The organism is Cellulophaga sp. (assembly GCF_039943695.1).
In the GTDB taxonomy this organism is placed as follows: domain Bacteria; phylum Bacteroidota; class Bacteroidia; order Flavobacteriales; family Flavobacteriaceae; genus Cellulophaga.
Genome location: NZ_JBDVAA010000217.1, coordinates 1 through 15,049, shown reverse-complemented (window position 1 = coordinate 15,049; position 15,049 = coordinate 1). Strand labels below are relative to the sequence as shown.

Genomic DNA, 15,049 nt, shown 5'->3' with positions numbered 1-15,049 from the left:
TAGAATGGTTTTAGTTTTTTGTAAAAACAACATCTAAACCTTCATAATTACCTTCATCAATATCTTCCCCTGCAATAATTAGCGTATTACCATTTAAGTCAACCGTAATAACAGTTTTTCCTCCTGTAGGGTCTGTAATTGTTAATTGGTCGCCATCTAAATCCCAAGCACCAACTAAAGTATCTGTTTCTTCAGGACAATCAACTTCTATGCCCGCTCCATTAGATTCAATTACAAAATAATTTAATTTATCCTTACCAACAAATGTATCATCAGCATTAAAAGTATATGTAATTATTTTACAACCTTGATCTATAAGATTCTTTGCTATTTCTTGAGGTAAACTCACCTCAGAGGATTCTTCCCTTGTAACATCAGAAATCACCCAAGTACCCACCAAGCTGTTCTCTGAAAAAATTTCTTTATCACTATCCGTAGAACAAGAACTTCCAAACATACATACAGCAGCCATTACTATAAAACTCTTTTTTATCATCTTTTTAGTCGATTAGTTTTCTTTTTAAAAACGCAAAATAACACATAATAGTATATCTACCAGTTTTTTACTTAAAGTATAAACCTATAAGTGGCCTTAAGTAAAATTGTATTATCCTTTTTACGATCTAAAATCTGCCTATTTAAACTTCTACCTAAAGCATCATCAGGATTAACATTACCTGTAAGTCCTTGAGACCAAACTAAAAATATTTCGGAACCTGGTATGTACTCCCAGCGCAACACTAAATTAGACCTAAATTGTACAAATGAAAAATCTGGATCTCCAAATTCATAATCTGTATTAGAATCTACATCTTCATCAATTAAATAAACACCATTATTTTCCGTTATTTGATTTTCATTAAACAGTGTTACTCTATTATCAATACTACCAGCAACGGGATTATTAACATAATTAAAATTAGAATATCTACCTCTAGAAATGAAAGGCTGACCATAATATTGTAAACTTAAATTAGGATTTAAGTTATAATTTAAACGTATAGAACTACTAAATGTGTTCTGATCTATTTCTCCTAAAATATACCTAGTCTCATCACTTGTTTCTCGCTTAGTTATGTATTGTGTTTTACTATTCTCTGTAGAAAACTCATTATCCATAGACAAACTAAAAGCATCTATCGGCTGGTATGTAAACCTAAACACATACCTATTATATTTAAATGTATCCTCTGCACCTTTATTACCAACATAACCAACAGTAGCATAAAATTTTCTTCTATTATCTGAACCTGCAAACAACGCAAAACCACCCTGTTCTGCAAAACGCCATCTTGGACCACCACGCAAGTTTGCATTGCTATAAAAAACAGGATCATAAGTAGCCTCTACCTCTGTCCACCAATTATTTTTATAACTTATATTACCATTAAACTGGTATGACATTCTATTATAATTGCCATCAAAATCAAACGTAGAGTACTGTCCTAATTGCAAACGTATGTTTCTGTAAAAATCTGTAGGCTTTAAAAACAAACGCTGCACTTCTGCAAACTGTGTAATCTTATCTGCCTGTCGTAAAAAGCCTATATCATTTAATTCTAATTCTGGAGAATACCAAAGTACACCGCCCTCATATCTCCAATCTCCACCGCCAGCTTTACCAAACTCCAGTTTACCACCTGTACCCGACAAAGAAGTTCTTGAATCGTCAAATTTTACATGACCAGCATCTACCCTGTTAAATAAATGCGCAATAGATTTTTGTGTTTGCGCAATAGCTTCTTTAGAACCATTAACAGAACTAGCTACAAAATTACCTTCTATATAATACTCTCTGTTTTTCCAATTATGCTTAAAATCTACCCCAGCAGAAACTGCAGACTTGCGTAAAAAATCTAAATTATCTTCAAGTCTTCTATTTGTTGATGTAAAAATTGCACCAACATATGAATTTCTATTATTAAAATCTTTTTGAGCTCTAGCAACTAAATAATTTGTAAGCGGCTCAACAAGCTCATCTCTTTTTTCTCCATTAGCATCTATCTCTGCATACATTTTACCTGTAACACTTTCTAAAAGCCCTAATGACCAACCGCTTTTAGTTTTTCCCGAAAACTTAGCAGCCCCTAAAATTGTAGTGTTTTTTGGCACATCTACAAACTCACCATCATATAAAGCAGGTCTGCCGTGTGGGTTACGACCAATACGCCTACTGTAAAACAAGTTATCTTGACCACTACCAAACTCATAATCAAAAATATTCTTATTCTCTATAAAAAATGGACGCTGTTCTTTAAAAAAGATCTGAAAACCATCTAAAGCTATTGCCCCCGGATCTGCTTCAACTTGACCAAAATCTGGATTTACTGTTAAATCTAAAGTAAGATCATTTGTAATACCAATTTTAGCATCTAAACCTCCATTTAATTTATAGTCAGAGCCATCTCTATACGGATTACCAACCTCTTTTGGATAACTATCATATTGATTTACTACAAAAGGCTGAATCTCTAATTGTTTTTGTGGCTTGATGTTTAGCAAGCCTCTAAGCTCACCAAACTCACTCACATACCCAGAAGATTCTAACGGAATACGTTGCCAAATAGACCTTTCTTCAGCTCTAAAAATTCTACGTTTAACTTGCAAACCCCATACTTGTTCTTCTGCATCTCCAAACTTTAACTGACTAAAAGGTATTTTTAATTCTGCTGTCCACCCCTCTTCATCAATTTTAGAGCTGCCGTACCAAATAGGATTCCAACTACTATCCCAACTACTTCCGTTTTCAGATATAAACTCATCACCTTTAACACCTGCAACCGTAAACGTAAAAGAAAAAGCGGTTCTTTTATCATTATAACTATCTATATTTACTTCTACCCAATCTCCCTGAAAACCATCTCTCCTTGATAAACGTTTTTCAATCTTATCCAAATCAGCATCATAACATTTAAAGGCTATGTAAAGGAATTTGTCATCATACACAATTTTAAATTTAGTGGGCTGCGTAGGAGATGTGTTTTCATCTGGCCTCCATTCTACAAAATCTCCTTGCCACTCGGAGTTATTCCAAGCATCATCTGTTAAATGACCATCAATTACAGGCGATTTTTTATTTTCTACACTATTTGTAGTGTACACCCTCTTTGGAACTTGTATATTTGCACTTTCTTGAGAAAAAAGCGCAGTAGTTAAAAATACTAGAGCACTTGTTATGTTAAATTTAAACATTAGTGGTTTTGGTTATTTTTTAAAAGAAGTTGTAAAAATAAGACTCCTGTTACAGATTTATAATTAAAAATGACAAATTTTTGTTAAAATCAAAAAAATTAAAGCTTCGCAAATCAAGAAAACAATAGCATTTAGAAAAAACAATAAAAATAAACGGAAATAAGCATTTGTATTTCAAGTAAATAATTGTACATTTGCACCCCGTTTATCGGGATTAAGTAAATAATAAAAATATATTAGTGTGGATACATTAAGCTACAAGACAATTTCAGCCAATAAAGCAACCGTTTCTAAGGAGTGGTTATTGGTTGATGCTGAAGGAGAAACGTTGGGTCGTCTTGCTTCTAAGGTTGCAAAAATCTTAAGAGGAAAGAACAAACCTAATTTTACACCACATGTGGACTGTGGGGATAACGTAATTGTTATCAATGCAGAGAAAGTTACTCTTAGCGGTAACAAATGGCAAACTAAGACTTATATTAGACACACAGGTTACCCTGGTGGACAAAGGTCTCAGACAGCTATTGAAATGTTGGAGAAAAACCCAGCACGTGTAGTGGAAAAATCAATAAAAGGTATGTTGCCAAAAAATAGATTGGGCGCTGAGCTTTTTCGTAACTTAAAAGTTTACGTAGGTTCTGAGCACAACCAAGAGGCACAAAAACCAAAAGCAATAAACTTAAAGGACTTATAATGGAGGTAATTCATAAGATAGGCAGACGTAAAACTGCTGTTGCACGTGTATATGTTTCTGAAGGAAAAGGTAACATTACAATCAACAAAAAAGATTTAAATGAATATTTCCCTACTGCTACTTTACAGTACAAAGTGAAACAACCATTTGCTTTAACTAGCAATGAAGAAAACTTTGACGTAAAAGTAAATGTTTACGGAGGAGGTATCACTGGACAAGCAGAAGCTATTAGACTAGCTCTTTCTAGAGCAATGTGTGAGGTTGATGCTGAAAACAGATTAGTATTAAAACCAGAAGGTCTTTTAACTAGAGATCCAAGAATGGTAGAGCGTAAGAAATTCGGTCAGAAGAAAGCCCGTAAGAAATTTCAATTCTCTAAGCGTTAAGAATATATTCCGGAACTTTGTTCCGGTTTTTTTACATCAGATTTTATCTGATATTTTATACCGTTGGAACATCACCAACAAAACAAGTTCATTGAGAAGTCTTTAGAAAAAATCTAAAGCATAAATTAAAACAAGTTGTCGTTGTTATTTATCACCATATAAATAACACTAGTTTAGCATCTAAATGTTAAAGACTGCATACGCACTACTTTAGCATTGCTAAGTAAAACGGAACGTAAACTATTACAAAAAAAATGGCAAACAAAATTGAAGTAAAAGACTTATTAGAAGCAGGTGTACACTTTGGACACCTTACAAGAAAGTGGAACCCGAATATGGCACCATACATTTATATGGAGCGTAACGGAATACACGTTATTAACTTATACAAAACTGCTGCAAAAATTGATGAAGCTAATGAAGCTTTAAAAAAGATAGCAGCATCAGGTAGAAAAATACTTTTCGTAGCTACCAAAAAACAAGCAAAAGACATCGTTGCAGACAAAGCAGGGAAAGCAAATATGCCTTACATCACAGAAAGATGGCCAGGTGGTATGCTAACTAACTTTGTAACTATCCGTAAAGCTGTTAAAAAAATGGCTTCTATTGATAGAATGAAAAAAGATGGTACTTTTTTAACTTTATCTAAAAAAGAACGTTTACAAGTAGATCGTTTAAGAGCTAAATTAGAGAAAAACTTAGGTTCTATCTCTGATATGACACGTTTACCAGGAGCTTTATTTATTGTAGACACAATGAGAGAGCACATTGCAGTTAAGGAAGCTTTAAAATTAAACATTCCTATTTTTGCAATGGTAGATACAAACTCTGATCCAAGACCAATAGATTACATTATCCCATCTAACGATGATGCATCTAAATCTATTGAAGCTGTATTAACACATGTTTCTGACGCAATTATTGAAGGTTTAGCAGATCGTAAGTCTGATAAGCAAGCTGAAAAAGAAGGTAAAGAAGCTGCTGCTCCAAAAGCAAAAGCTGCACCAGCTCCAAAAGCTGAGGCTACAACTTCTGCAGATGACTTAACTAAAGTAGAAGGAATTGGACCTAAAATAGCTGAAATTTTCCAAAACGAAGGAATTAAAACTTACGCAGATTTAGCTGCAAAATCTGTTGAAGATTTAAGCGCTATCTTAACTGCTGCTGGTTCTAGTTTTGCATCTAAAAATCCTGGTTCTTGGCCAAAGCAAGCTAAAATGGCTGCAGATGGTAAATGGGATGAGTTAAAAGTATGGCAAGACAATACTAAAGGTGGTATAGAGTAATCTAAACAACCTTTTATATAAATAAAACAAAATATTAATTTAACATCGTTCTAAAAAAATAATATTTATTTAGAGCAATATTAAAACATAAATAAGATGGCAAAAATTACAGCTGCAGAAGTAAATAAACTAAGAAAAGCTACTGGCGCAGGAATGATGGACTGCAAAAAAGCATTAGTTGAAGCTGAAGGTGATTTTGACAAAGCAATTGACGTATTACGTAAAAAAGGTCAAAAAGTAGCAGAAAAAAGAGCAGATCGTGACTCTAGCGAAGGTGCTGCTGTTGCTAAAGTTAACGCAGAAGCTAACAAAGGTGTTGCAATTGTATTAGGTTGTGAAACAGACTTTGTTGGTAAAAACGATAACTTTTTAGCTCTTGCAAACCAATTAGGAGAATTAGCATTAAACTACAACTCTAAAGAAGAGTTTTTAGCTGCTGATTTTGGAGGAATGACTGTTGCTGAAAAACTAGTTGAACAAACTGGTGTTATTGGTGAAAAATTAGAAATTAACGCTTTTGAGACTGTAGAGGCTCCTTACGTTGGTTCTTACGTTCACATTAACAAACTTGCTGCTGTTGTTGGTTTTTCTGCAAAAGTAGAAAACATAGAAACTCTAGGTAAAGACGTTGCTATGCAGATTGCATCTATGGGTGCAACTACATTATCTTACAAAGATTTTGATCCTGCATATGTAGCATCAGAAACTGAAGCAAGAATTGCTGTTATTGAAAAAGATAATATTGAGTTAGGTCGTTTAGGAAAAACTCTTAAAAACGTACCTCAGTATATTTCTATGGCTCAATTAACTCCAGAAGTTATGGCTACTGCAGAAGAAGATGCTAAAGCACAACTTAAAGCAGAAGGTAAGCCAGAGCAAATTTGGGATAAAATTTTACCAGGTAAAATGGAAAGATTTGTATCTGATAACACTACTCTAGATCAAGAGCAATGTTTATTAGACCAAAACTTTATTAAAGATGAAAAAATTAGCGTAGCATCTTACGTTTCTTCTTACGGCGATGTTGCTGTAACATCTTTTAAAAGAGTTGCTCTTGGATAATAAGACACAAAACTTTTAAAGTTATAAGTAAAGCCGTTTTCTATTTTTAGAAAACGGCTTTTTTATTTAAATAAACGGATACTAATACAACAAAATATTAGAATTAAATATAAGACATACTTTACCGTTCATTTTTTTCATTATTTTTGCTAACCATAAACAACACCAGAAAATGCAATACAAAAGAATACTTTTAAAACTAAGTGGAGAAGCCTTAATGGGCTCTAGACAATACGGAATAGACCCAATTAGACTTGCGGAATATGCTAAAGAAATAAAAGAGGTAACAGACAAAGGTATTCAAGTAGCAATAGTTATTGGTGGTGGTAACATTTTTAGAGGTGTTGCAGGAGCAAGTAACGGCATGGACCGTGTACAAGGTGACCATATGGGTATGCTAGCCACTGTAATTAATGGCTTAGCATTACAAAGTGCTTTAGAAGACGCTGGTGTACAAACAAGATTACAAACTGCAATTAAAATAAATGAAGTAGCTGAGCCTTTTATCAGAAGAAAAGCTATGAGACATTTAGAAAAAGGACGTGTAGTAATTTTTGGCGGAGGAACAGGTAACCCGTACTTTACTACAGATTCTGCCGCAGTATTACGAGCAATAGAAATTGAAGCAGACGTAATATTAAAAGGTACAAGAGTAGACGGCATTTATACATCTGACCCTGAAAAAGACAAAAACGCAACTAAGTTTGACAAAATATCTTTTCAAGATGTACTAAATAAAGGCTTAAAAGTAATGGACACAACAGCCTTTACTTTGAGTCAGGAAAATGAATTACCAATTGTTGTTTTTGATATGAATACAAAAGGTAATTTATTAAAATTACTATCAGGAGAAAATATAGGAACAGAAGTAAATCTATAAGTGGTACAGTTAATGCTGAACCAAGATTAAATATTAACATGATGAACGAAGAAATTAATTTTATATTAGACAGTACAAAAGAGAGTATGAATGGCACAATAGACCATTTAGAAAAAGCATTTATTAAAATTAGAGCTGGTAAAGCTAGTCCTGTTATGCTATCTAGCGTAATGGTAGACTATTACGGCTCTTCCACTCCACTTTCTCAAGTAGCTAATGTAAACACTCCAGATGCAAGAACAATATCTGTTCAGCCTTGGGAAAAAAATATGCTTCACGAAATAGAAAAAGCCATAATGAACTCTAATCTTGGCTTTAACCCTATGAACAATGGTGATTTTGTTATTATTAACGTACCGCCACTAACAGAGGAAAGAAGAAAAGATTTAGCAAAACAAGCAAAAGGTGAAGCTGACGATGCCAAAGTTGGTATTAGAAACGCTAGACAAGAAGCCAATAAAGAAATAAAAGCTCTTGAAAATGCATCTGAAGACTTAAAAAAGAATGCTGAAGCAGATGTACAAGAACTTACGAATGAATTTACAAAAAAAATAGATTCATTATTGGTGACTAAAGAAGCCGAAATAATGAAGGTTTAATTTATTTTTTAATGAAAATTAACTACAGAGAAGACTTAAACAAAGTTGAAATTATTGACAATATAAAAAGTCAAAAAAGTAACGGCAAAGTCTTCTCTGTACTTATTATACTAAGCTCCAGTTTAAATGTTATTAACAACCAGAGCAACTTACTCTTCTACCTCTCCATAGCCCTCTTAATTGCATCAATAAGTTATGCTATTTATATGTTTACAAAAAAATCTTATAAAGAAACATATAACCTAAGCGAGATTACACAACTCAAAACAATTAAAATATTTAGCATAACCTATTACAGGTTTCAACTAAGCAACAAAAAACACAGAGACCTAGAAGTTTCTAAACAAAGTAGCACTGCCGCAGAACTTATAGATTTCTGCAAACAACACAAAATCAAAATAGAAGATTAAGTTTTATTTACTATTAACACGTATTTAAAGCCCATTTTTTGGGAACACTAATAATACTTCTTTACCTTTGCGCACCTTAATTACATATAATGGTTGCAAAGATTACGCAAGGTTTTTGGGCAAAAACTGCTCGGATAATTCTAAGAAATAGAATTCTCATTATACTACTAATAATAGCTTTCACCGTTTTTCTAGGTTTTCAATGGAAAAACATGAAGTTTTCTAACTCAGAAGCTAATTTATTACCAGATCATCATCCGGTTAATATTAAATATCAGTCGTTTTTAAAGTTATTTGGCGAAGAAGGTAATGTTATTGCTATTGCTGCAAAAGACAGTACACTTTATACTCCTGAAAAATTTAATAGATGGAACAAACTTAGCAAACAGCTAGACGCTTTTCCAGAGGTTGATTTTGTTTTATCTACAGACAACCTTAAAGAGCTTGTAAAAACTGAAGACGGGCAAAAATTTATACTTCAAAACTTTATAAAGTCTAAACCAAGAACCACCAAAGAAATAGATAGTCTAAAACAGCATTTATTTAACAATATGCCGTTTTACGAGAACCTACTTTACAATAAAGAAACAGGCACTATTAGAACTTTAGTGTATTTAGATAAAGACATTGTAAATACATCTGTACGTAAAGATTTTATATTAAAAGACTTTAAACACCTTACAGATACATTTGAAAAAGAAACAGAAATGAATTTGCATATATCTGGAATGCCATATATACGCACAATGAATTCTAAAAATATTATAGACGAAATAAACAAGTTTATACTTGCTGCACTTGGCGTAACGTCTTTAATATTCTTTTTCTTTTTTAGGAGTTTTAGAGCCACGTTTATATCTATGTGCGTAGTAATTATTGGCGTAATGTGGGCCTTTGGTATTCTAGGTCTTTTACAGTATGAAATTACAGTACTTACAGCTCTAATACCACCATTAATAATTGTAATAGGGATACCAAATTGTATCTTTTTAATAAACAAATACCAACAAGAAGTTAAAAAACACGGAAACAAAGCACTGTCTTTACAGCGTGTAATTTCTAAAATTGGTAATGCTACGTTAATGACTAACATTACAACAGCATCTGGTTTTGCTACTTTTATTATTACAGATAGTCAACTACTTAAAGAGTTTGGTATTGTAGCATCAATAAACATTATTGGCATTTTTATTTTATCATTACTAATTATACCAATTGTTTACAGCTTTTTACCAATGCCAAAAGACAAACATTTAAAACACCTAAACACAAAGTGGATTGATACTTTTGTTAGCTGGATGGAAAACATTGTTAGAAACAAAAGAATATCTGTTTATATTGTTTCTGTTCTACTATTAACAATTAGTATCATTGGGATTTATCAAATAGATATTTCTGGAAGCCCTATTGAAGATATGCCCAAAAAGGCCGAGTTTTTTAAAGACATACGGTTTTTTGAAAAAGAGTTTAAAGGCATAATGCCTGTTGAAGTTGTAATAGACACCAAAAGAAAAAATGGAGTCTTAAAACCAGCTACTTTAAAAAGAATGGATAAATTTGGTGAAGTAATTGAAGAAATTCCAGAGCTTTCTCACCCAATATCTGTAGTTAATCTTGTGAAATATTCTAAGCAAGCATTTTACAACGGAATTCCTAAATATTACCAATTACCAACCACACAAGAGAATAATTTTATTATGGATGTGGCTCGTAATTCTCAAAGCAATGGTAATTTACTAGAAAGTTTTGTAGATTCTACAGGACAAACCGCACGTATCACAACATTTATGAGAGATGTAGATACAGAGCGTATGCAAGATATAGAGAGTAGACTGCAAGAGAATTTAGACAAAATATTTCCAAAAGAAAGATACAATACATTTTTAACTGGTAAAGCTCTTTTATTTTTAAAAGGAACAAAGTACCTAGTTAACAATTTAGTACTTTCTCTAGCACTAGCCATTGCACTTATAGCCCTTTTTATGGCTTATTTGTTTAGGTCTTTTAGAATGATTATTATATCACTAATACCAAACCTACTACCGCTAATTATTACCGCAGGTGTGATGGGCTTTGTAGGCGTACCAATAAAACCATCTACAATTTTAGTATTTAGTATTGCTTTTGGTATTTCTGTAGATGATACAATTCACTTTTTAGCTAAATATAGGCAAGAACTAGTGGTTAACAAATGGGCAATTAAAAAATCTGTTTATGCCGCATTAAGAGAAACAGGAGTTAGTATGTTTTACACCTCTATTGTTCTATTTTTTGGCTTTTCAGTCTTTGTAATTTCTAACTTTGGAGGTACAGTTGCATTAGGCGCATTAGTATCTGCAACGTTATTATTTGCTATGTTAGCAAACTTAATATTACTACCGTCACTACTACTGTCTTTAGAACGTAGTATTGCAAATAAAGAAGTTCTAAAAAAACCACAAATAGATATTTTACCTAAAGACGAGGTTAAAATCAAGAAAAAAAATCAAATCAATAATCAAAACTAATTTGAGTATTTTAAAGACGATTTAAAAAAAGTTATCTTTATCACTTAAAATAAGAAGTATATTTTATAATGAACACAAACAGCATTAAGGATTTATTGTCCGGAAAACATCTTTTACAAGAAGTAACCGTTAGCGGTTGGGTAAAAACATTTAGAAGCAACAGATTTGTTGCCTTAAATGATGGTTCTACTATACAAAACATTCAATGTGTTGTAGATTTTGAAAAATTAGACGAAAGTTTACTAAAACAAGTATCTACTGGCGCTGCTATTAAAGTAAAAGGTACACTTGTAGAAAGTCAAGGAAAAGGACAGTCTGTAGAAATACAAGTTTCTACCTTAGAAATTCACGGTGGTGCTGACCCAGAGACTTATCCAATTCAGCCTAAAAAACACACTTTAGAATTTTTAAGAGAAAAAGCACATTTACGTGTAAGAACAAACACTTTTTCTGCAGTTATGCGCATGCGCTCTGCATTATCTTTTGCTGTACACCAATACTTTCAGCAAAATGGATTTTACCACGTGCACACACCAATTATAACTGGTTCTGATGCAGAAGGGGCTGGAGAAATATTTAAAGTATCTACTTTAGATAGCAAAAACCCACCTTTAAATGAAGATGGCACCGTAAACTACAGCGAAGATTTTTTTGGTAAAGAAACCAACCTTACCGTATCTGGCCAATTAGAAGCAGAAACTTATGCGATGGGCCTTGGTAAAGTATATACATTTGGACCAACATTTAGAGCAGAAAACTCTAACACATCTAGACATTTAGCAGAGTTTTGGATGATAGAACCTGAAATGGCTTTTTATGATTTAGATGCCAATATGGACCTAGCAGAAGATTTTATAAAAAGTGTCTTATCTTATGTATTAGAAAATTGTAAAGACGATTTAGAGTTTTTAGAAAAACGTTTATTAGACGAAGAAAAATCTAAACCTGCAGCAGAACGTAGTGATATGCCTTTAATTGAAAAATTAAAATTTATCACAGAAAATAACTTCAAAAGAGTAACTTACACAGAGGCTATAGATATTTTAAGAAACTGCAAACCAAACAAAAAGAAGAAGTTTAAATACTTAATTAATGAGTGGGGTGCAGATTTACAAAGTGAACACGAACGTTTTCTAGTAGAAAAGCATTTTAAATGTCCGGTTATATTGTTTGATTATCCTGCAAAAATAAAAGCATTTTATATGCGTTTAAATGAAGACGGAAAAACAGTAAGAGCAATGGACATTCTTTTCCCTGGTATTGGAGAAATAGTTGGTGGCTCACAAAGAGAAGAACGTTTAGATGTTCTTTTAGAAAAAATGAAAGCATTAGATATAGACGAAAAAGAATTATGGTGGTACACAGACCTACGTAAATATGGTAGTGCTGTACACAGTGGTTTTGGTCTTGGTTTTGAACGTCTAGTACTTTTTGCTACAGGAATGGGTAACATTAGAGATGTGATTCCTTTTCCAAGAACACCTCAAAATGCTGAATTTTAATAATTAACAAACAAAATCATAAAAAGAATTAACATTAATGCTTAAACAACACCTACAATTTAAGTTATCTCAAAAGTTGTCTCCACAACAGATTCAACTTATGAAGTTAATTCAACTTCCTACTCAGGCTTTTGAACAACGTTTAAAACAAGAGTTAGAAGAAAATCCCGCTTTAGAAACCGGTAAAGATGAAGCCGATTCTATAGAGGATGAATATGATGATTTGTACGATAATGATACTGAAAAAATTGAAGCTGAAGATATTAATATAGATGAATATCTTTCTGATGATGAAGTACCAGATTACCGTACACAAGCAAATAATTACAGTGCAGATGATGATGAAAAGAGTATTCCTTATGCAGCAGGAACCTCTTTTCATCAATATTTAATGACCCAATTAAATACGGTTTACTTAGACGATAAAGATTGGTCTATAGCCGAGTTTTTAATTGGAAGTGTAGATGAAAGCGGTTACATACGTAGGCCAATTACAGACATTATGGATGACCTGGCTTTTACACAAAATGTATTTGCCGAAGAAAAAGACATAATAAAGGTTTTAAATTTAGTACAAGAATTAGACCCTCCTGGAGTTGCCGCAAGATCTTTAGAAGAATGTTTGATTATTCAATTATCTAGAAAGGAGCAAACTCCAGAGATAGAATTAGCTATTCAGATTTTACAAAAGTCTTTTGATCAGTTCACAAAAAAACATTACAAAAAACTAATACAAAAGCACAACATTACTGAAGAAGAACTAAAAGGTGCTATTTCAGAAATTGAAAAACTAAACCCAAAACCGGGCGGATCATATGCTGGAAACACTAGAGCTATTGAGCATATTGTACCAGATTTTTCTATAAAAATTGCTGAAGGAGAATTAGAACTTACTTTAAACGGAAGAAATGCTCCTGAGTTGCACGTATCTAGGCAATATAATAATATGCTAGAAGGATATAAAAACTCAAAAACAAAATCTAAATCTCAAAAAGACACTGTTTTCTTCATCAAACAAAAGTTAGATGCAGCTAAATGGTTTATAGACGCTATAAAACAAAGACAACAAACACTCTTTGTAACAATGAGCGCTATTATGAACTACCAAGAAGAATATTTTTTAACCGGTGATGAGCGCAAACTTAGACCAATGATATTAAAAGATATTGCAGATACTATTGGTATGGACGTATCTACAGTCTCTAGAGTAGCAAACAGTAAGTATGTAGATACACCATACGGAACCAAATTGATAAAAGAATACTTTTCTGAATCAATGAAAAACGAACAAGGCGAAGATGTATCTACTAAAGAGATTAAAAAAATATTAGAAAATGTTATTGGCGAAGAAGAAAAAAGAAAGCCTTTAACAGATGACAAACTTGCTGCTATATTAAAAGAAAAAGGATATCCTATTGCACGCCGTACAGTTGCAAAGTACAGGGAGCAATTAAACATACCTGTAGCAAGGTTAAGAAAACAAATTTAATGAAGGGATTTTACAAGATTATATCCTCTATTTTCCACCCTTTATTTATTCCCATAATTGGTTGTATTTGCTATTTTAAAATAACACCACAGTATTATACTCAAAATCATTTTTTAGGTAATATGTTACCTATTCTAATTTTAACTGTTATTGTACCTGTAGTGTGCTATATTATACTTAGGAGTATAGGTATAATTACATCTTACAGTCTACCAACCATAAAAGAACGCAAATACCCTTTATATATTAGCTTAGGATTATTGCTACTTGTAGTTTATAAAGTTATACCTAACAACTACAGCGCAGAACTTTTCTTTTTCTTTCTAGGTATGCTTGCTGCTATATTTAGCTCTCTATTGTTGCTTTTTATTCGTTTTAAGAGCAGTTTACACGCCGCAGGAATGGGAAGCTTACTTATGTTTTTAATAAGCCTTAGCGTGCATTTTGAGATAAATATCATCTATGCAATTGCAATTACTATTTTATGCACAGGTTTAGTATCTACAGCTAAACTCTATTTAAAAACAAATACTACTTTAGAAATAATTGTTGGTTTTGTAATTGGATTAACCTCACAGTTAATCACCATTAAATATTGGCTATAATATATAAAAGTTAAAACCTACTCGTATTGGCTTCATATTTAATTGCTCACCACCAACATAACCATTATCCAACAAGCTATTCAACCCGTAATAAACGTGTATATTCCACGTATTATACCCAATGTTAAACTGTAGTCCATATCTAAAGTTAGATACATCTGTGTTTTTAAATACGTCTTTTAAATCATCAGAAACAAATTTAGACTTAGCGCTAAAAACATAACCCAATTTTGCACCTGCATAAATTCTAAAAAACTTATATTTAGTAGGTGTAGATCTTCGCCAACGAAACTCTATAGGCATTTCTATCAAATGAGTTTCTATTTTACTACGCGTATAATCAAAATCATCATCAACAAGAACATAACTAATAGTATTATGCTGTTTAGAAGCAACTAAATTAGAATAGTAATTATTTACTGCATAGCCCAAACCTA

At 32.5% G+C, this 15,049-nt stretch carries 14 protein-coding genes; 11 read left to right on the top strand and 3 right to left on the bottom strand.

Annotated features, from left to right (window positions below; all coding sequences use genetic code 11):
• Positions 1 to 10 precede the first annotated feature (10 nt).
• Together ABJD66_RS16060 and ABJD66_RS16055 are read right to left on the bottom strand one after the other, a co-directional pair.
• On the bottom strand, positions 11 to 496 hold the full coding sequence (locus ABJD66_RS16060; RefSeq protein ID WP_100893914.1) for a lipocalin family protein: 486 nt from the start codon (positions 494 to 496) through the stop codon (positions 11 to 13).
• Between the two features lie 71 nt (positions 497 to 567).
• On the bottom strand, positions 568 to 3,192 hold the full coding sequence (locus tag ABJD66_RS16055; protein ID WP_348133517.1) for a DUF5916 domain-containing protein: 2,625 nt from the start codon (positions 3,190 to 3,192) through the stop codon (positions 568 to 570).
• Positions 3,193 to 3,433: 241 nt separating this feature from the next.
• Between ABJD66_RS16055 and rplM the strand changes: the two genes are divergently transcribed.
• The 11 genes from rplM (at position 3,434) to ABJD66_RS16000 (ending at position 14,612) form a co-directional block, all read left to right on the top strand.
• On the top strand, positions 3,434 to 3,886 hold the full coding sequence (gene rplM, locus ABJD66_RS16050) for a 50S ribosomal protein L13 (protein ID WP_100893916.1): 453 nt from the start codon (positions 3,434 to 3,436) through the stop codon (positions 3,884 to 3,886).
• Positions 3,886 to 4,272, top strand: coding sequence for a 30S ribosomal protein S9 (gene rpsI, locus ABJD66_RS16045; RefSeq protein WP_100893917.1), 387 nt, complete (start codon positions 3,886 to 3,888; stop codon positions 4,270 to 4,272). Before rplM ends, rpsI begins: the two co-directional genes overlap by 1 nt.
• Positions 4,273 to 4,526: 254 nt before the next feature.
• Positions 4,527 to 5,558 carry a 30S ribosomal protein S2 gene (gene rpsB / locus ABJD66_RS16040; protein WP_100893918.1) on the top strand — a complete coding sequence of 344 codons (1,032 nt, stop codon included), beginning with the start codon at positions 4,527 to 4,529 and terminating at the stop codon, positions 5,556 to 5,558.
• Positions 5,559 to 5,654: 96 nt separating this feature from the next.
• On the top strand, positions 5,655 to 6,620 hold the full coding sequence (gene tsf / locus ABJD66_RS16035; protein WP_100893919.1) for a translation elongation factor Ts: 966 nt from the start codon (positions 5,655 to 5,657) through the stop codon (positions 6,618 to 6,620).
• Between the two features lie 172 nt (positions 6,621 to 6,792).
• Positions 6,793 to 7,500 (top strand): UMP kinase, encoded by a 708-nt coding sequence (pyrH, locus tag ABJD66_RS16030; protein WP_100893920.1) that lies wholly within the window; start codon positions 6,793 to 6,795, stop codon positions 7,498 to 7,500.
• 41 nt (positions 7,501 to 7,541) lie between these two features.
• On the top strand, positions 7,542 to 8,099 hold the full coding sequence (frr, locus tag ABJD66_RS16025) for a ribosome recycling factor (RefSeq protein WP_100893921.1): 558 nt from the start codon (positions 7,542 to 7,544) through the stop codon (positions 8,097 to 8,099).
• 11 nt (positions 8,100 to 8,110) lie between these two features.
• Positions 8,111 to 8,509, top strand: a complete 399-nt coding sequence (locus ABJD66_RS16020) for a hypothetical protein (protein ID WP_348133511.1) — start codon at positions 8,111 to 8,113, stop codon at positions 8,507 to 8,509.
• A gap of 89 nt (positions 8,510 to 8,598) precedes the next feature.
• Positions 8,599 to 11,016 (top strand): MMPL family transporter, encoded by a 2,418-nt coding sequence (locus tag ABJD66_RS16015; protein ID WP_303540544.1) that lies wholly within the window; start codon positions 8,599 to 8,601, stop codon positions 11,014 to 11,016.
• Between the two features lie 68 nt (positions 11,017 to 11,084).
• The gene (asnS, locus tag ABJD66_RS16010) at positions 11,085 to 12,518 is read left to right on the top strand and encodes an asparagine--tRNA ligase (RefSeq protein WP_100893924.1); all 1,434 of its coding nucleotides are present in this window, start codon (positions 11,085 to 11,087) and stop codon (positions 12,516 to 12,518) included.
• 37 nt (positions 12,519 to 12,555) lie between these two features.
• Positions 12,556 to 14,007: an RNA polymerase factor sigma-54 gene (gene rpoN, locus ABJD66_RS16005; RefSeq protein WP_100893925.1), complete on the top strand. Its 1,452-nt coding sequence runs from the start codon at positions 12,556 to 12,558 to the stop codon at positions 14,005 to 14,007.
• Positions 14,007 to 14,612, top strand: coding sequence for a hypothetical protein (locus ABJD66_RS16000; protein WP_100893926.1), 606 nt, complete (start codon positions 14,007 to 14,009; stop codon positions 14,610 to 14,612). Before rpoN ends, ABJD66_RS16000 begins: the two co-directional genes overlap by 1 nt.
• Here ABJD66_RS16000 and ABJD66_RS15995 read toward each other — a convergent pair.
• A partial coding sequence (locus ABJD66_RS15995; RefSeq protein ID WP_348133505.1) for a porin family protein occupies positions 14,607 to 15,049 on the bottom strand: 443 nt, incomplete at its 5' end. The two genes, ABJD66_RS16000 and ABJD66_RS15995, sit on opposite strands and share 6 nt — an antisense overlap.

Coding starts and splice junctions, on each gene's coding strand:
- tsf (WP_100893919.1), top strand. CDS start 5,655: ATGGCAAAAATTACAGCTGCAGAAGTAAATAAACTAAGAAAAGCTACT.
- rpsB (WP_100893918.1), top strand. CDS start 4,527: ATGGCAAACAAAATTGAAGTAAAAGACTTATTAGAAGCAGGTGTACAC.
- pyrH (WP_100893920.1), top strand. CDS start 6,793: ATGCAATACAAAAGAATACTTTTAAAACTAAGTGGAGAAGCCTTAATG.
- frr (WP_100893921.1), top strand. CDS start 7,542: ATGAACGAAGAAATTAATTTTATATTAGACAGTACAAAAGAGAGTATG.
- ABJD66_RS16015 (WP_303540544.1), top strand. CDS start 8,599: ATGGTTGCAAAGATTACGCAAGGTTTTTGGGCAAAAACTGCTCGGATA.
- rpoN (WP_100893925.1), top strand. CDS start 12,556: ATGCTTAAACAACACCTACAATTTAAGTTATCTCAAAAGTTGTCTCCA.
- ABJD66_RS16055 (WP_348133517.1), bottom strand. CDS start 3,192: ATGTTTAAATTTAACATAACAAGTGCTCTAGTATTTTTAACTACTGCG.
- ABJD66_RS16000 (WP_100893926.1), top strand. CDS start 14,007: ATGAAGGGATTTTACAAGATTATATCCTCTATTTTCCACCCTTTATTT.
- rpsI (WP_100893917.1), top strand. CDS start 3,886: ATGGAGGTAATTCATAAGATAGGCAGACGTAAAACTGCTGTTGCACGT.
- ABJD66_RS16060 (WP_100893914.1), bottom strand. CDS start 496: ATGATAAAAAAGAGTTTTATAGTAATGGCTGCTGTATGTATGTTTGGA.
- asnS (WP_100893924.1), top strand. CDS start 11,085: ATGAACACAAACAGCATTAAGGATTTATTGTCCGGAAAACATCTTTTA.
- ABJD66_RS16020 (WP_348133511.1), top strand. CDS start 8,111: ATGAAAATTAACTACAGAGAAGACTTAAACAAAGTTGAAATTATTGAC.